The organism is Chitinophaga sp. 9-1-y (assembly GCF_059511905.2).
In genome coordinates this window covers 4,746,293-4,764,249 of the sequence record NZ_CM197955.1, presented here as the reverse complement: position 1 = coordinate 4,764,249, position 17,957 = coordinate 4,746,293, and the positions used below count along the sequence as shown (strand labels likewise).

The following is a 17,957-nucleotide window of genomic DNA, read 5'->3' as shown; positions in this document are numbered from 1 at the left end:
GTCTTTATAACACTTAATTTTAATTCACATTTTAACAATAGCTATGAGCAGTTTTAGAAAATGGGCCATTTGTATACTGGCTGTTACTGCCTGGTCATCGGACAGCAACGCCCAAACGGTCAGCAATAACTGGGTGACCGTTCCCTTAAACAACTGGCAATCCTTCAGGGATCCCGGAGGCAACTGGCATATCGCAGGCGATGCCAGTACAGACCTGACAAAGCCGGGCGACATGAAGTTGGCTTCAGGGGAAGGCGTGGCCGTGAACATTACAGGCAAGAATAATAATAGTCAGTTGGTAACAAAGGAAGAGTGGGGGGATGTTGAACTGGAACTTGACTTCATGATGGCAAAAGATGCCAATTCAGGGGTATACCTGCAAGGAAGATATGAAGTGAAGCTGGTCGATAGCTGGACAAAGACAGCCCCTTCCTTTGCAGATTGTGGAGGTATTTATCAACGCTTTAATAACGCGCAACAAAAAGGATACGAGGGTGTTGCCCCGTTAATGAATGTGTCCAAAGCACCGGGATTATGGCAACACCTGTCTGTGAAATTCCGTGCGCCCAGGTTCAACCAGGCGGGTGAAAAAACTGCTGACGCAAGGTTTGAGGAAGTATACCTAAACGGCTCCCTGGTACAACAACAGGCTACCGTAACAGGGCCTACCCGTTCGGCTATGTTTGAAGATGAGAAAACAACCGGGCCTTTAATGTTACAGGGTGACCAGGGCAACATTGCATTCCGTAATATCCGTTATCGTCCGTTGAACGCGCTGGCAGACGGCACCGGCCAACAGCGCCATTTCGATAACCCCATTATCATCACCCCGCAAAGCCGTCCATATCTGCTCAGGAGCTTCTTTAATTATGAAGGGAAAAAACGCACGCATATCATTTCGGTGGGCTATCCTTCGCAGGTAAACTATGCGTATGACCTGAAACAGGGTGCCTTGCTGGAAATGTGGAGAGGGAATTTCCTGGATGTAACGGAAATGTGGCACGACAGAGGTGAGCCGCAACTCGCCGTTCCACTGGGAAGTGTGACTAAATTATCCGGCGCTCCTTCGTTGGCGGTGTTAGCGAATGTAAACACCCCCTGGCCTGCCGATGTGTCTTTTGATGACCTGCAAAACAAAGGCTATGTATTGGATAAAGCCCGTAATCCTACCTTCAATTATGTGATAAACGGCACCTCCGTAACAGACAAGGTAGCTGCAAATCCGGATGGCACCTCGCTGGTCAGGGATATTACTGTGATCAATGCGCCGGCAGGTCTTTACTGCAGAGTGGCGGCGGCGCCGCGTATTGATGCCCTGGAAGACGGACTATATGCTATTGACGGAAAATCATATTATATCCGCATAGATAAACGTTTCAAACCGCTCGTCAGGCAGTTGGGCAATCAACAGGAAATACTTGTTCCTGTTTCCGGGTCTAAAGATCCCATTACTTATTCCATCATCTGGTAATTCTTTTTACATGAACACTTTTTTTCAGAAGAATATATCACTCTCGCTAAAATACTGGCTATGCTGCGCCATTGGTATGTCGGGGATAACGATAGCAACGGCACAGCAAAAAAAGGATTCCGTGAAATCGCAGAAAGAGGAGGACTTCTATACCATCAATACGGTTCCTATACCTCAAAACGTTGCCCTGGAAGTGGGTGGTATGGCATTGCTTCCCAACGACGCATTAGCGATATCTACCCGTCACGGCGAAGTATGGATCATCACCAACCCCTACGGAAAAAATGGTCAGCTGCCACAGTACCGCCTGTTTGCGCAGGGGCTACATGAAGCACTGGGCCTGAACTATATCAAAGGAGATCTTTATCTCACGCAACGCAGTGAACTGACGCGGCTGCACGATGAAGACGGTGATGGAGAAGCAGACGTATACGAAACCGTATATAGCTGGCCGTTAGAAGGCAACTATCATGAGTATGCTTATGGGCCTGTGCTGGATAAAAACGGCAATATGATGGTCAACCTGAACCTCGCCTGGGTGGGAGATCATGGTGAAAGCCTTTCCAAATGGCATGGCTGGATGGTACAGATATCCGATGACGGGAAGCTAACACCGTTTGCCGCAGGAATGCGGTCGCCGGCAGGCTTTGGCCTGAACGACAAAGGCGATATGTTTTATGCTGAAAACCAGGGCGATTGGGTAGGATCCGGCAGTATCACCCATGTAGAGAAAGGTGATTTTTTAGGTAATCCCGCCAGCCTGGTATGGTCCACGTTACCAGGATCTACTGTTTCCCTGCGTAAAGAAGATATACCAGATACCAATGAACCGAAATACGAGGTAGCGAAACGGGTACCTCATCTTAAAACCCCTTCTGTATGGTTTCCACACACCATCCTCGGTGTATCTACTTCAGGTATACTCAGTGATGAAAATGATTCCAACATGGGGCCCTTCAACGGACAACTGTTTGTTGGCGACCAGGGACAGAGTAAGATCATGCGCGTGTTTCTCGAAAAAGTAAAAGGCACATACCAGGGGATTGTATTCCCTTTCAGAGAAGGTTTCTCTTCCGGGATACTCCGGATGTGCTGGGGTACAGACGGCAGTATGTTTGTAGGCATGACCGCCCGCGGCTGGGGCGCTACCGGCGGTGGACTGTTTGGCCTGCAACGCCTGGTATGGAATAAAAAGATTCCTTTTGAAATGAAAACCGTCACCGCGCAACCAGATGGATTTGAAATTACGTTTACCCGGCCTGTTGATGAAAAAACGGCAAAGGATGCAGCTTCTTACAAAGTAAGTACATTCACCTATCAATATCATCACAATTATGGTAGCCCCGTTATTAACCAGGGTAATTGCCCTTTGAAAGCCATAGAAGTGTCGCCAGATCATATGCGTGTAAGACTGGTAATGGATAGTCTGAGAGAAGGATATATCCATGAAATAAGAGCGGAAGGCGTTGTATCGGAAGATAACAACACCTTATTGCATAACTATGGTTACTATACGCTTAACCACATACCGGAGGGGCAGCCCCTGCTGATCACCGCCGCCAATAAAGTAAGCCCGGAAATGAGCCACATGCATATGCACATGCCGGCTGCCGGCACCGCTGCTCCTGTTGCAGTCAGCAATGTGAAACACCTGACCAAACAACCGGCAAGCTGGAAGGGCACTGCTATAACGGCCATCAACCTTACTACCAAACCAGGTTTGCAATTCAGCATTACCGCATTGACCGTGAAAGCTGGCGCCCGGGTAAAACTCACCTTTCAGAACAGTGATGACATGCTACACAATTTTGTACTCACCGCTCCGGGAGCCGGTAATGAAGTAGGAGTGCTGGCGTCTAAAATGGGACTGAACGGACAACAGGCCAGTTATATTCCTGCCAGTTCAAAGGTGCTTTTCCATACGTTATTGTTGCAGCCAAAAACATCAGATGTGATCTACTTTACCGCCCCGGAAAAACCAGGGGATTATCCGTATATCTGTACTTATCCAGGTCATTTTATGGTAATGAAAGGTGTACTGAAGGTGACGCCGTAAAGCTGCGCTTAAAAAATAAACGAAAGAAGGCTGTCTCCTGTTGATGTATACTTCAACAAGAGACAGCCTTCTTAGTAACCTTGTAGTCTATTAGAGAAGCCTGACCACCAAAACAGATCGTCCGTTTTCTCTTTTTTCTTCCGCTGCTGTGTTTCTTTTGAACGTGCGGAAATATTAATATGTGAATAGATAGGAATGCAAATTATATTTAAAGTAGAAAGGCAAGTAGATAATGCTGTTATGTAGTTAAATGGGGGAGAGATGCCTCCTTTCGCGTTACTTGCTTTTTAAATTAAACCTTTCTCTTTTTTTGCTGTTAATTTTAGCAGGAGCTGATATATTATTACCCCAATTATACCCCTCTTTCTATTCACTTAAGCTCAACTATTGGCTATGATTAAGCACATTAGAAGCATTTTACTACTGGGAAGCATTTTTATTGCCGTCACTGCCCGGTCTCAGGTAGTGGTGCAGGTAAATGCTGGTTCACGCGCACCGTGGGGAACCAATCAAAATCTGTTTATCGACCATCAGGGACATTGTGTATTCTATCTGAAGGATGTACAGGGACCCGTAAAAGATTCTTCGTCATTCGACATCCCGGTATCTCAGCTATCATCTTTTTTAGATAAGGCGAAGCAGGTTGGTTTCTTTAGCCTCAGAGAGAAATATAACGGCGACCTGGCAGATGGCGCCGGTATCTTTTTATCATTGAACAGCGCTGGCCAGAAGCATAGTGTAACGTTACTGAATACAGATATTCCAGCTGTTCATGAGCTGGTAGCGCAGCTCAATACCATGCTGGCACCGCGTGGCATAAGGATTAATTATGGTCAATAACCTTTCCTCAAAATAATTCATCATGAAATACATTCTTTTCCTGGCGTTGACATTCGCCGGGTTTTTGCTGGTACAGAGTTGTGCTGTTCAAAATCATGCTACCACGGTAGAACGTGATAAAGAAAATGGATGCACGGTACATGTTATCTTGCAGATTGGCATAGATGGAACAGATGCGGATGTAATTGCTGTACGTGATCAACTGGAGGAATGTTATTCCAAAAAATGTGTCATACCCTGTGAAAATGATGCATCAAATGGATGCCAGGTACTTAGCCACGTTATCGTAAAAAAATGGTCTTCGCTTAGTGAGGATGATAAAAAATCATTTCATCATATTACGATGATTGACAATGACGGACTACCCTCCAATGCACATATAGGAACACCAAATGGAGGCCCCAAAACGGGTACCTGGAGAAGGAATGAGCCGCCAAGAACCTACTGCCATGAAGTATTGCACCTGGCAGGGCTGAAGGATCAATACTGCTCCCGGGTGTATGATACCATCACGCAAACTTCCAAAGTAGAGGTCAGTTGCCAGCCGCCTCCTGATCCGGATGGAGGTAACTGCTGTACCGCTACTGCCGCACAGATACGTTGTGGCCAACCCTGCTCAGGTCACGAGAATGACCTCATGGCAACGCTGGCACCTGAACTTTCCTGTGACAATATCCTGGATGTAGTTAAAAAAGCGGGCCTGAATAGTTGTCCGGAGGCTTGTTGTCCTCCTCATCGTAATAATTATCATTTAAATTATTTTCCAAAGAACCTGATCTTTTTAGGACCCAGTTATGTACACTTTGGAGATAAAGATCTTCACTATGGCAGCTTTGGGGGGACAGGGGAGTATACCCGTTTTTTTACACCAAAGATTGGAGCTACGCTGGACGTGGGCATTTATTTTCATAACGATAAACAAAGTGAATTTACAACGCACTATCAGCAATGGAATATAACAGCAGGTATTACGTATCTGCCGATTGCTACGCCAGCGCCTCGTGTCATTTTCTCGACTCATGCGTTATTCGGTATTTCAACGTATTCCTATAAATTCACTGCCAATGGTATCAACAGCGATCGTACCACAGAACATTCCTTCACCCCGAATGTTGGAGTAGCACTGGATTTACCATTGAATAAAGCATTTGGCATCCGTTTGCTTCAGGCAGATTACATGCCTACTTTTTTCTCGGGGTCTACTCAAAATAATTTCAGGCTCAGTATAGGAGCCACCTGGCGGTTCTAAGCTGGTAAACAATAAAACAAAAGGAGTCAACCAGGGAGGTACACAATAAAAAAGTTTCCTGAGGATTTTATGGTTGAAAATGTTGGCATGCTCAACCCTATTCGTATCACATTAATGTCACTTAGATAAATGCCTATTAAGGTCACTGGAAAGCCCGTCCTGGTAGCGACTAATCCTGAGCGGCATCATGCAGATTACTGTACTTAGATTTCCCATATTTCAATTTTTGGGTTATCTTTATAGTATTGTTAATCTTAAAGTTGTCATGATGAAATAACGTTCATGGCACACCTCAATTTTCAAACTATGAAAAAAATCTCCCTTTTTTTTGTTGTTGCGTCCATTCTTTATATCAGCTGTAAGAAGGATAACAGCCCAAAGGATACTCCCGAAGTTAAAAAGAATAACCCGGTAACATTTAGTGTTTCAGGGTTTAGTCAAAGTGTGGAAGGATTTGGCAGAATAGCTTCAGGCGCTGTAGCAAGGACTGCTAACCAGGATACATTAAGGAATTACACTAATTACCTTTCTCTTTTTATTTTCAATTACTCGGATGGGCATTTAGTCAAGGTAATTCGTCAAACTTCTGCTGATACGAGTTTTGGTATCATCAATGATTCTTTGCCAACTGGTAAATATGTGGCTACCATGGTTGCATCAAGAGATGCAGATTCTCTCTTTTATCTATACTTTCCTTTCAATAGACCGGTTTATCTTTACCCGGGGTATCCCGGAACGGATATATTCCTTAAAAGGATGATATTGGATGTAAGTGGCCCCATAAATCAGAATATGGTATTGGATAGGGTAGTTTCTAAATTTAAGTTTACAATTAAAGATAAGATTCCCAATGGGGCAAAGCAGCTAGTAGTTAAATTGAATAAATACCCTATGGGGGATCCCATAATTGGTATAAACGATTTGCCAGGTATGATTAATCTGGTAGCAGGAGCCATGGTCATACCTGATAGGGAGTTGTCCGGGTACCGTCCATTTGTCCAACAGGTAAATGACTCCATGATAGGAACGATTAACTACACCAAGGAGTTTTATTTGTTAACAGTTGATACCGCGATTGCAACAATAAGTTTTACTTGTTATGGTGATAATAATAAAGTGATATCAAGTAAAACAATTGCTCCTGTCTATTTTTATACCAGCAAGAGAACTGTTTTGTCAGGCAACCTGTTTGACTCAGTGGGAGCTGGTAACGGAGTAAATGTGGGGTTGGGAAATACTTCATGGAAAGATAATGGACCTGTAATAGAGTTTTAGCGGATTTTGTAGCACTGGATTTGCCATTGAGTAAAGCATTTGGTATCCGGTTGCTTTAGGCAGATTTTTTTTCAGGGTCTACTCACAATAATTTCAGGATCAGTAGCAGGTAGTGAAACTAGCGCCCGATCTTTCGGGCGCTAGTTTTACTTTATTGCGGTGCCCCAGGTATAAATTCGTTTGATGCCGGTATTTTTTTTCAGGTTGATCACGGTCGTCTCCGTTATTTTAGTTTCGTTTAAATTGACAGCCTCCAGGTGCTTAAGAGATGCAAGATCCTTGTACACATCGTCGGTAACCGGGTTCTTTTCTATCCGTAATTTTTCAAGATTAATAAATGAGCTTAAAATCTGTAGATCACTATCTGTAAAGTTATTGGCGGATAGGTTCAGCCAAACAATATTTTTGGCCAGGGAGATCAGGTCGTCCCTGATCTCCGACATTTTTACACCGGAATTGGCGGGTAGTGTAACATCCAGCATCACAGGCTTTTTTAGCATCCATCTCACCATCAATCCTTTTGTTCGTAGACGCGCCATGGGTAAAGTGTCTGCATGTATGGGAATGTCAGGATTAATAGTCTGAGTAATTTCATTCCCGTCAGCATTGCCCGTAGATGTTTTATTAAAGCCCAGGTAGGTGCTTACCTGCATTTGTATGGAATCTGCTCCCTTTAACTGTGCTAATGTTTTACCTTCTACCGCACCGGCCTTCGCTATCCACCATTTAAGTATCAGTAGCTCATTTCCTGAAAGCGGTGGCTTGCCATCCGCAGGCATATAATCGCTATGGCTGGGATCGAGTGTAACCCGCTTATATAATTCGCTTTCGGCTAATTTCCCCGGTACTATTGCCGGGCCACTCTTGCCTCCCTTTAATAACGTTTGCAGGTTTTCGACTGAAAAGTTTCCTTTCTGTTTACTCCCCTGATGGCATTGAGCACATTTATTTTGTAAAATAGGTGCAACAACATCTTCGAATATCATCGCACTTTGGACGCTTTCCGGTTTGTTGCGCACCTGCTGCATCAGTGTGTGCACACTCAGGTATTCGTTCCCGTGCGTAAGACTGGCCCCTTGATGCCCGCTATAGCTCATGAGTGCTATAACACCGAGAAGTAAAACGGAGAATAGCTTTTTCGGAATGCGTATTTCCCGCATCACTTTTTCTGTAGAGATATAATATACGACACCAGAAATAACGGTAAGGGTAATACCGGATAACTTATGATGGATCAATATGCTCTTTTCATAATCGCCGGATAAGGACAATATATAGCCGAACAAACAGGCCAGAATTGCCGATATAAACCCAATTAGTAAGGTTACTGATACGGCCGGTTTTAAATTCTCGTACTTTTTTGTGTATGATAAGATATTAAAAATTGCTGCCAGTAAAATAAAGCCAATCGGGAGATGCACAATAAGCGGATGCAAATGGCCTGAAAACGTACTAATGTTACCTAATATCATATACGCGTTAATTTCACCGGGGCTGTGTGATAGGCATTCCACTGACACACATACATATTTTTATCCTCATCAATACAAACATCATGGCCATGCTGGAAAACAGGGTTTGTTGCCTGCAATGTTGGCTGTAAAATACCGTTTTTATATACCGGTGCAGCTCCTCCCGGGTTTGATACCACTTCATCATTTGCATTCAGCACAGTTACAAAGCCCGAATAATCAAAGCGTTTACCATTGGCATCTTTTGACCAGCACACGCCGGCATAAATATTCTGTTCATTGATTACTGCCCTGCATACGTACATACCGGGCATGTCTATACGCTTGATGAATTTACCATCGAGCGTAAATACTTTAAAGCAGTTCTCCTCCCGCGAGGTACAAATCAAAGTAGGATTATTTTTATCGCGGGTATCAACGGTTACGCCATGTGCATTAATCAGATTATGGTCTTTGTTGGTGTTATGATGTCCACCAAAGTGGCGTATATATTGTCCTTTACTATTGTATTGTATAATATAATCAGAGCCGTAACCATCGGCAACATAAATATCGCCATTGGGAGCAACGGCAGTTTCTGTTGGTTTAAAGGGCTCATCGTCCTTGTAAATACCAATCGTTCGTGGGTGGCCTATTGCAAATATTAGTTTACCGTCCAGCGTAGTTTTCAGTACCTGTCCTGACTGGCCATAGCCGTTTCCTGTTCTGTCCTGGGCCCAGCCGCAATCGGTCAATAACAGAAAATCTTCGTCACCTTCTTTGCTGATGCTTAAACCATGCCCGCCGGGAAGGGCAGTGCCCCAGTAATCCAGCAACTTACCCGATTTGTCGAATATAAGGATATTGTTATGGGTATGGTCGCCCAACATAATGAGACGGCCTTTACTATCCTGCACCATTTCGTGACAGTTAGCGAGCGGGTTGGTGTTTACGCTGATTTTTGCCCAACTTTTATCTGCTTTGTAGGTAAATGCGCCCTGGCCAATGATATGATCATCAGGCTGCACATCCTTGTGCAAGATGGCAAAACTTTTTGCAGGAGTGGCCGCAATCAAAGCAGACGCCATAGTGGCATTTTTGATGAAATTTCTTCTTGAGTTTTCCATGAATCTATGTTATAGTATCAAGCTAATATATTTTTTACAACATTTCCTTCTACATCTGTAAGTCTGAATCGTCTTCCCTGAAATTTATAGGTAAGCCGTTCATGGTCTATCCCCATAAGATGCAGCAGCGTGGCCTGGAAATCATGTACGTGTACTGGATCTTTTACAATATTATAGCTAAAGTCATCTGTTTCTCCATAAGTGATACCGGGTTTAACACCTGCACCTGCCATCCACATGGTAAAGCAACGCGGGTGGTGGTCACGGCCATAATCATTTGCCGTCAGCTTGCCCTGAGAATACACGGTACGGCCAAATTCGCCGCCCCAAATGACTAATGTATCTTCCAATAAGCCCCGCTGTTTTAAATCTTTAATTAATGCGGCAGTAGCCTGGTCTGTTGCTTTACATTGTGTGGCTATGCCCGATGGCAGATTGCTGTGCTGATCCCAACCCTGGTGGTATAGTTGTATAAATTTTACATCTTTTTCCAGCAGCTTACGCGCGAGTAAGCAGTTGGCGGCATAGGTACCGGAATCCCTGCTATCAGGTCCATACATTTCAAATATCTCGTTGGGTTCGTCTGCAGTGCTCATTACCTCTGGTACGGAGGTTTGCATGCGATAGGCCATTTCATACTGTGCGATACGGGCGTCTACTTCCGGGTCGCCGTAGGCAGCATTTTGCATCTGATTTAGTTTTGACAGATACTCCAGCATTTCTTTACGGTCTTTGCCATCGTACCCATCAGGGTTGTTTAGAAACAGCACCGGGTCTTTGCCTGCCCTAAACTGCACACCCTGGTGCTTAGATGGGAGAAAACCGTTACCCCATAACCGGGCATATAGCGGTTGATCTTTTTGTCCGTTTTTGGAAACCAGCACAATAAAAGTTGGCAGGTTATTATTGTCTGACCCCAGGCCATAGCTTATCCACGACCCAATAGAGGGTCTGCCGGGTAATTGATTACCGGTTTGAAAAAAAGTAATAGCCGGGTCATGATTGATCGCTTCTGAATGCATTGATTTTACTATACAAAGTTCATCCACTACTGCTGCGGTAAAAGGCATCAACTCGCTCATCCAGGTTCCGCTTTGGCCATGCTGGTTAAATTTGTAATAGGATGGCACCATGGGCAATGCGCTTTGGTTGGCACTCATGCCGGTAAGCCGTTGTCCGTTGCGTACCGAATCGGGCAGGTTCTGGCCCATCAATTTGGCCAGCACGGGCTTGTAATCAAATGTTTCGAATTGAGACGGGCCGCCGCTTTGAAACAAATATACCACCCTTTTTGCCTTTGGTGCAAAGTGGGGGAGTGCCCTTAAAATATCGGCCTCCAGGTCGCCCGTCGATACAGGTGCTGCCTGGGGCGAACTGCTAAACAGTTTATTACCGAATAATGAACCCAGTGCCAGTGCTCCGATCCCTAAGGATGTTTTAGTTAAAAAATTACGGCGGTCAAGCTTTTTATTGAGCTCATTAAATTCCGGTGTATGGAGTCTGAACTCCGCATCATGATGAAAATCAGACATATAAATTTATCTTTTGGTTAATGATGCATCAGCGTTAATGATGGTGCTGGCAACAACTGAATTGGCAGCAATCATTGAACTGTCCAGCGTTTTATCGATTTTATATTGTCCCGTATTAAGCCAGCCCGTTTGTTTTTCAGGATGCTGTCTGAATTTTTTTAACTCGGCCTGTTGTAGTGTGAACAGCAGGTTTACCTCGTCAGGGGTAGGCCTGTGTCCGGTGAGTTTACGGTAAGTTGTAATGATGGCTTCACGGCTGTCATGCATTCGGGTCATTTGTTCGCCCATTACCCTGGCCACTTCTACAAAGGTTGGATCGTTCAGGGTCACCAATGCTTGCAGTGGCGTATTGGTTTTTTGCCTGCGCATGGTGCAGTAATTACGCGCGGTGGCGTCAAAAGTTGCCAGTGTTGGATTAGGTACCGAGCGCTTGATGATCACATACAGGCTGCGCCGGTAAACGGATTTGCCGGTATCAGGTTTGTAGGTGGTATTGTTAATCTCCCAAAGTCCTTCGGGCTGGTAGGGTTTCACGCTTTTACCACCTATTTCTTCATTCAGCAATCCACTTGCCAGCAGCGCGTTATCGCGGATCATTTCGGCCTGCATACGATAAGCCGGGCCATGCGACAGGAAACGATTCTCCGGGTCTTTTTCTACTGTGGCTTTGCTTGCCCGGGAATCCTGTCTGTACGTGGCTGACATCACAATCATTTTATTGAGCTGCTTTACATTCCAGCCGGATTCAATAAAAGTGGTAGCGAGCCAGTCCAGTAATTCGGGGTGACTAGGCATTTCGCCCTGGTTGCCAAAATCCTCCGAAGTTTTTACGATGCCAGTTCCAAAAAAGTTCTGCCAGAAACGGTTTACTGCCACCCTTGCAGCCAGTGGATTATCAGGGCTGGTTACCCATTGTGCCAGGCCATACCTGTTCTTTGGCAGATGCTTATCAAAGGGTAAAATAGCGTCCGGTGTGTTGGGATAAACCTGCTCTCCCGGCATATCATAATTGCCACGTTTCAGGAGAAATGTTTTTTTAGGTTTGGTCATTTCCCGCATCACCATTATTTCATCAATGTTCTCTGTAGAATCTGATAATTCAGTTCTTAATGCAGTTAATTTTTGTTCCTCGGATTGTACATCCGGATCTACTGCTGAAAGATAATATGCCCTTAAGTTATTTAACTCCTCCGGAGTAAACCCGGTTTTATCTTTAGTTGTAATTTGCGACCAGCTTGCCTTTTGCGCTAAGATTTTAACTTCGAAGGGTGTTAAAGTACGATCATAAACAGTGATATCATCCACCTTACCATCCTTAAAACCACGGCCACGCCACCAGGCGCCTATTTGCAGGCCAGGGCCTCCGCCATTAAAAAGAATATCTTTGGTTAATTCGTCCATCGTGGTTTCCATGGGTAATTCCGATCCATCCAGATATAATTTCAAGCCGGCTGCCTTTGATGAACCATCGTAAGTGGCTGTAAGTTGTATCCATTTATCACGCGGTACATCAGGAATGCTCACTTTTGTAATAGCATTTGAAGGACCCGTATGGGTTATATTCAGCTCCAGCTTGTTATGATTCAGGTAAAGATGATATCCCTTGAAATTATACAAACGCTCGGAGCTGCTTTTGTGAAAGATAACGCCCTCGGTTAGTTGCCTGGGAATATTAACCCACATGCCTATGGTAAATGGCTGCGATTTCCTGAAAATACCGGTTTTATTAAGATCCAGCCAACTGTCACCATTGAGTACAATGGCTTTTCCATTACCGTTATTTTCAAATACCGCCTTTTCGCCAGCTTGCCCGGTTTCGCGTTTCATGGTGGCAATATCTTTAGGGTTTATCTTATTGGCCAGGCTCCCTTTATCAAAAGTATAGTAGGCCTGTATACCATTACCAGGAATTTTGTCCGCAGATAGTTTTTTATAGCCACCGTCATTTATCCATTTCTCAAAGGCAGCAGCAGCTTTGCTTTCCGTTTGAGCAAGGGTTTCCTGCTCTTTTTTGATGTTGTTATTGATGAACTGGATTATTTTTTCTTTTTGTTCAGTAGGTAATAGCAACGTTGGTGTAGGCAGTGCATCATCAAAGGATATCTGGCCAGCTTCTTTTACGTTGTTAAAGAAACTGAACAACTCATAATAATTCTTTTGAGATATGGGGTCGAATTTATGATCATGGCATTTGGCGCAGCCTACAGACATGGCCAGCATAGCATTGCCAAAAGTATTGGTTCTATCAATCACATATTCTGTCTGGAATTCTTCTTCAATAATTCCACCCTCCATATTTTGTTGATGATTGCGGTTAAAAGCGGTGGCAATGATCATGTCGCGGGTGGGATGTGGCATTAAATCGCCGGCCAGCTGCCATTGTATAAATTTATCGTATGCAAAATTGGTATTAAAAGCTTTGATCACCCAATCGCGATAAGGCGACATGTCCCGGATCCTGTCAACCGTATATCCATGTGAATCGGCATAACGGGCAACGTCCAGCCAGTCAACCGCCATTTTTTCTCCATAATGCGGGGAAGACAGTAGCCGGTCAACCTGCTTTTCATAGGCATTAGGACTACCATCTCTGAGGAAAGCATCTATTTCTGCCAGGGTAGGTGGAAGTCCTGTAAGGTCAAGTGTAACGCGGCGCAGCAGTAATTCTTTATCTGCCTCCTTTGATGGTGACAACTTTTGCTGCTTTAGTTTAGCCAGTACAAAATTATCGATAGGGTTGTTTATAATACCATCTGCCGACGGTACATGAGGTTTTACCGGTTTAACAAAAGCCCAATGAGGTTTGTAAATTGCACCTTTGTCAATCCATTTGATCAGAATGGCTTTTTCCTGGGCCGTAAGGGTGTGGTGCGATTCGGGTGAAGGCATCATGTACTTTGGATCATCTGACAGGATGCGGTGAAATAATTCGCTGCCGTCTAAATTTCCGGGAGCTATAGCCACTTTACCTTTATTGTCGGGAAGTTCGGCGTAGGCAGCTTCAGCGATATCCAACCGGAGGCCCGCTTTTTGCTTGGCTTTATCGGGCCCATGGCAGGCGAAACATTTGTCAGACAGGATCGGTTTTACGTCTGCGTTATAGTCCGGTGAACCAGGTAAGGCATTATAAGCTTCCCTGACATCAGGCGGCAACTCAACGGCCGTTGAATAGTGGAAGATGACAGCAAGTAACAATGCAGCACTAAACAATATAAATATGAGCCTTCTCATAACGTAAATATTCCGCGTTTATAATCAATATATTATCCGTAGCACAAACGCCCTTGGTTCAGTGGATGGTTGTTCTAAGTATATTTCATCGCCAGGAAAGCGGAACATCTATACTAAATGTAAGAAATCCAGCCTTAAAAGCCTTTATCGGAAACCTTGGCGGATAACCCGGAAATCATGCGCATTGCTGATTTCGTTTGTATCCATGGTAGTTTCAAAAGGATCTAAAGATATATCGATTAACATCAGCATTATTGCAGTATTTTAATCGAAACTTAAAGTATTTTATCGAAATAGTGTAGCGCAGTATTTCGATAAATCCTGCTTTCAACCACTTGTTCATAATTAGCTTGTCGGGGCAAATATTATCATCCATCCACAGATCTCTCATATGATCGAAGGTTCCTTTGATATCTCCTTTCCCTAATCATTGTGGAACCGCTTTTTCGATCGTGCGTTAGCGCGATCACTTTTGTTTACAACAAGAAAAAGTTGGTTTTCAAAAATCGGCAGATAATAGTATAAAGAGAGTAATATACTTTAAGTATCCATTAAACCAATTGTAGATGAAGCCACAGCCTATATTTATTTTTGGATAACGTTATCATTATATCCTTGCCACGTTAATAGTTATTACACAATTAAACTAATTCCCATTATGAATCGGCTCCTGAATGCACTTCAACTTAAACAACTATTTTCATGTTGTTGTCTAACTTTTTTTCTTTCATTTACGGCTGCATATGGCCAAACTCAACCAAAAGAAATATCCGGGACAGTATTGGACGAAAACAAGACCCCCCTGGTCGGAGTTAGTATTGTTGTGAAAGGTACTCGTAGCGCTGTTACTACCAACGAGAAAGGATCTTTCACTATCCACGTACCACCACACGCTGTGCTGATCATGAGTTACATCGGGTATCAATCTATGGAAATACCCGTTGGAGACCAAACCGTTCTTAATGTACAAATGAAACTCAGTAGCAAATCGCTCGGGGATGTTGTTGTGATTGGTTATGGTACGCAACGAAAAGTGGATGTGACAGGATCCGTTGCTTCCATCAACACCGCCGTGATCAGGGAGCGTCCGTCTCCCAATGCCCTGGGCGCGTTGGCAGGCCAGGTACCCGGGCTGAATATTACGACCAATTCCGGCAGGCCCGGCGACTACCGCATTAATATCCGTGGATTCAACTCCATTAATGCGTCCAATAATCCTTTGTTCGTAGTGGACGGTGTTATCGGTGTCGACTATACGACGATCAACCCGAATGATATCGCAACCATCGATGTATTGAAAGATGCTTCTTCGACTTCCATTTACGGTGCGAGGGGATCCGGTGGTGTTATTATCATCACAACAAAGCATGGATTCAACGCCAAACCTATGGTAAACTACAGTTTCGTGGGTGGTTATAACGTATTGCCACGGGAAATTCCAGTCCTCAATTCCACGGAGTACCAGGCTGTCGAAAAGGCCGCTTATGCCTTTGTACCGGGCCGGGCTTACCCGGATTTCGCCACACTGGAACCTGCGTTATATAATCCCGATGGAACACCCAGGTATAACACGAACTGGCAGAAGGAAGTGTATAAGCCTACCTTCTCTCAAAACCACAACTTGTCTGTAACAGGAGGAAATGAGGACCTCCGGTACAGCATGAATTATGGTTACCAGGACGATGAAGCGTTGTTACTAAAGACCTATAACAAAAAATATTCAATGCGGATCAACGTTGATGGCAAGGTCAATGACTGGTTAAGCACGGGATTGAACTTGTCCGGTACTTATTTCCAGGAAAGGATACAGGACGATGGGGTTGGCGGTCTTACAGCCACCCGTGAAGTATTGGAAGCGCTGCCGATGATCCCTGTAAAAATGCCCGATGGAAGCTGGGGAGGCAATTGGATGCATCTCGCTTCGGAAGGCGCCGATAATCCGGTAAATATTCTGCAGACAAAATATAATATCAATAACCGGACGGTGGTTCTCGGCAGTACGTTCTTCAATATTCGACTGAGCCATGACCTTGACTTCCGGACCAGTTTTTCCGGTCAGATCAATACCAATAAGAACAATAATGCAGCCAGTGGGGCGGCCATTCAGCGGGGCCTTTATCAGCGGATCAGCGCAGGCGTTAATGCGGACAAAGCAGTATACTGGCAGAGTTCCAGCTATTTTACTTACAAAAAAGCGTTCAATAGTGATAATAACCTCAATGTGATATTAGGCGCCGAATGGGCGAAGAATAACTATGAAATTGTAAGTGCATCGGCCTCTAACTTTGATGGTGATTTTTATTTGTGGAATAATCTTGGCGCCGCTGCTGTCCCCAATCCGCCTACGTCGAGTGCCTATGATTGGCAGATCAATTCTTACTTCAGCCGGGCAATTTATTCACTGAAAGACAAATACCTTTTTACTGCCACGGGCAGGTATGACGGCTCTTCGAAGTTTGGCGCCAATCACAAATATGCCTTCTTCCCGTCGGCAGCTTTTGCATGGCGCGTTTCGGAGGAGAAGTTCCTAAAGAGTAGTCAGGTGATCAACAACCTTAAATTAAGAATCAGTTACGGTAGCACCGGTAATTCCGAGATCGGACAATATCAGTCCATTAGTTCGCTGACTTCGAATACCGCCATCTTTAATGGTGCAAGGGCTGCCGGCGTGGTGCAGGGTACCATACCTAACCAGGACCTGCAATGGGAGAAGACCAACCAGTTTGACTTTGGCGTGGATCTGGGGTTGTTCGGCAACCGCATCAACATTGTGGCGGACATATACGACAAGGAAACGAAAAATCTGCTGCTCTCAGCCCCCGTTCCATTGACTTCCGGTTATGATAATATCCTGAAGAATATCGGCTCGGTACGCAACAGGGGGATCGAGTTAGGACTGATGACCAATAACCTGACAGGCCCACTCCAATGGAACACGACCATTAATTTTACCATGAACAGGAATAAGATCCTGGCCCTCGGCACGCATAATGAAGACATATTCCCTGGTCCGGGTTTCCTTGACCAGACTAATATCCTGCGGGTAGGCCAGCAGGTGGGCACTTTCTTCGGCCTGGTAAGAGAAGGCGTATGGGGTACGGAGGAAGCGGCAAAGGCGGCTGGCTACAACGCAAAGCCGGGCGACCTGAAGGAAAAAGACATCAACGGAGATGGCAAGATCGATGGCAACGACCGGACGATCCTGGGGTATGCATATCCGACTTATACGATGGAGTTAATAAATAAATTCTCCTATAAGAACCTTGATCTGCTGATCGACCTGCAGGTGAGCCAGGGCAATAAAGTACTGAATCTCGCTTATGCAACTTCAGAAGACCGGCAAACCCTGGCCAACAGCTATACGACTGTGCTCAACGCATGGACTCCGACGAATCAGCAAACTAATATCGCCAAGGTGCGCCTCAACTCTGATGGTCCATCTTTGCGACAGGATAATCACTACCTGGAAGATGGGTCGTTCATAAGAGGAAAGAATATTTCGCTGGGTTATAACTTTTCCAACAGGTTGCTGGAAAGGGCCCACCTGCACAGTCTGCGTGTATATGCCGGTGTTCAGAATGCTTTCCTCATCACGAAATATAAGTATGGTTATGATCCGGAAGTGTCCACCTATCCGCAGGCTTTTGCCTATGGCATTGAGTTTTACGCCTTGCCTAAGGCCCGGACTTTTAATTTCGGTGTAAACGTTGGTTTTTAACTATCAA

The 17,957-nt window shown here is 44.7% G+C and carries 10 protein-coding genes; 6 read left to right on the top strand and 4 right to left on the bottom strand.

What is annotated here, in order from left to right:
• Window positions 1-43: 43 nt before the first annotated feature.
• The 5 genes from AC5ZC7_RS18695 (at window position 44) to AC5ZC7_RS18675 (ending at window position 6,891) form a co-directional block, all read left to right on the top strand.
• Window positions 44-1,471, top strand: a complete 1,428-nt coding sequence (locus tag AC5ZC7_RS18695) for a 3-keto-alpha-glucoside-1,2-lyase-like domain-containing protein (protein WP_496157381.1) — start codon at window positions 44-46, stop codon at window positions 1,469-1,471.
• 10 nt (window positions 1,472-1,481) lie between these two features.
• Window positions 1,482-3,527, top strand: a complete 2,046-nt coding sequence (locus AC5ZC7_RS18690; RefSeq protein WP_496157382.1) for a plastocyanin/azurin family copper-binding protein — start codon at window positions 1,482-1,484, stop codon at window positions 3,525-3,527.
• Between the two features lie 393 nt (window positions 3,528-3,920).
• Entirely contained in the window at window positions 3,921-4,367 is a 447-nt protein-coding gene (locus AC5ZC7_RS18685; RefSeq protein ID WP_496157383.1) for a hypothetical protein, read from the top strand.
• A 22-nt stretch (window positions 4,368-4,389) separates the two neighbouring features.
• Complete coding sequence (locus AC5ZC7_RS18680) at window positions 4,390-5,616, top strand: putative outer membrane beta-barrel protein (protein WP_496157384.1); 1,227 nt, start codon at window positions 4,390-4,392, stop codon at window positions 5,614-5,616.
• A gap of 306 nt (window positions 5,617-5,922) precedes the next feature.
• Window positions 5,923-6,891, top strand: a complete 969-nt coding sequence (locus AC5ZC7_RS18675) for a hypothetical protein (protein ID WP_496157385.1) — start codon at window positions 5,923-5,925, stop codon at window positions 6,889-6,891.
• A gap of 146 nt (window positions 6,892-7,037) precedes the next feature.
• On the opposite strand, the gene AC5ZC7_RS18670 is transcribed toward AC5ZC7_RS18675, so the two are convergent.
• From AC5ZC7_RS18670 to AC5ZC7_RS18655, 4 genes are read right to left on the bottom strand one after another with little or no spacing between them, the layout of a single operon-like run.
• The gene (locus AC5ZC7_RS18670) at window positions 7,038-8,363 is read right to left on the bottom strand and encodes a c-type cytochrome domain-containing protein (protein ID WP_496157386.1); all 1,326 of its coding nucleotides are present in this window, start codon (window positions 8,361-8,363) and stop codon (window positions 7,038-7,040) included.
• The gene (locus tag AC5ZC7_RS18665) at window positions 8,360-9,469 is read right to left on the bottom strand and encodes an NHL repeat-containing protein (protein WP_496157387.1); all 1,110 of its coding nucleotides are present in this window, start codon (window positions 9,467-9,469) and stop codon (window positions 8,360-8,362) included. Before AC5ZC7_RS18665 ends, AC5ZC7_RS18670 begins: the two co-directional genes overlap by 4 nt.
• A 17-nt stretch (window positions 9,470-9,486) precedes the next feature.
• A complete protein-coding gene (locus AC5ZC7_RS18660; protein WP_496157388.1) occupies window positions 9,487-11,001 on the bottom strand; it encodes a DUF1501 domain-containing protein in 1,515 nt (504 codons plus the stop codon).
• Between the two features lie 6 nt (window positions 11,002-11,007).
• Window positions 11,008-14,232: a DUF1553 domain-containing protein gene (locus AC5ZC7_RS18655; protein WP_496157389.1), complete on the bottom strand. Its 3,225-nt coding sequence runs from the start codon at window positions 14,230-14,232 to the stop codon at window positions 11,008-11,010.
• An 823-nt stretch (window positions 14,233-15,055) separates the two neighbouring features.
• Here AC5ZC7_RS18655 and AC5ZC7_RS18650 point away from each other — a divergent pair.
• Window positions 15,056-17,950 carry a SusC/RagA family TonB-linked outer membrane protein gene (locus AC5ZC7_RS18650; RefSeq protein WP_511911253.1) on the top strand — a complete coding sequence of 965 codons (2,895 nt, stop codon included), beginning with the start codon at window positions 15,056-15,058 and terminating at the stop codon, window positions 17,948-17,950.
• The last annotated feature ends 7 nt before the right edge of the window (window positions 17,951-17,957 follow it).

Bases quoted from the DNA above. Each gene is read 5' to 3' on its own strand.
- AC5ZC7_RS18695 (WP_496157381.1), top strand. From the start codon at position 44: ATGAGCAGTTTTAGAAAATGGGCCATTTGTATACTGGCTGTTACTGCC.
- AC5ZC7_RS18690 (WP_496157382.1), top strand. From the start codon at position 1,482: ATGAACACTTTTTTTCAGAAGAATATATCACTCTCGCTAAAATACTGG.
- AC5ZC7_RS18685 (WP_496157383.1), top strand. From the start codon at position 3,921: ATGATTAAGCACATTAGAAGCATTTTACTACTGGGAAGCATTTTTATT.
- AC5ZC7_RS18680 (WP_496157384.1), top strand. From the start codon at position 4,390: ATGAAATACATTCTTTTCCTGGCGTTGACATTCGCCGGGTTTTTGCTG.
- AC5ZC7_RS18675 (WP_496157385.1), top strand. From the start codon at position 5,923: ATGAAAAAAATCTCCCTTTTTTTTGTTGTTGCGTCCATTCTTTATATC.
- AC5ZC7_RS18670 (WP_496157386.1), bottom strand. From the start codon at position 8,363: ATGATATTAGGTAACATTAGTACGTTTTCAGGCCATTTGCATCCGCTT.
- AC5ZC7_RS18665 (WP_496157387.1), bottom strand. From the start codon at position 9,469: ATGGAAAACTCAAGAAGAAATTTCATCAAAAATGCCACTATGGCGTCT.
- AC5ZC7_RS18660 (WP_496157388.1), bottom strand. From the start codon at position 11,001: ATGTCTGATTTTCATCATGATGCGGAGTTCAGACTCCATACACCGGAA.
- AC5ZC7_RS18655 (WP_496157389.1), bottom strand. From the start codon at position 14,232: ATGAGAAGGCTCATATTTATATTGTTTAGTGCTGCATTGTTACTTGCT.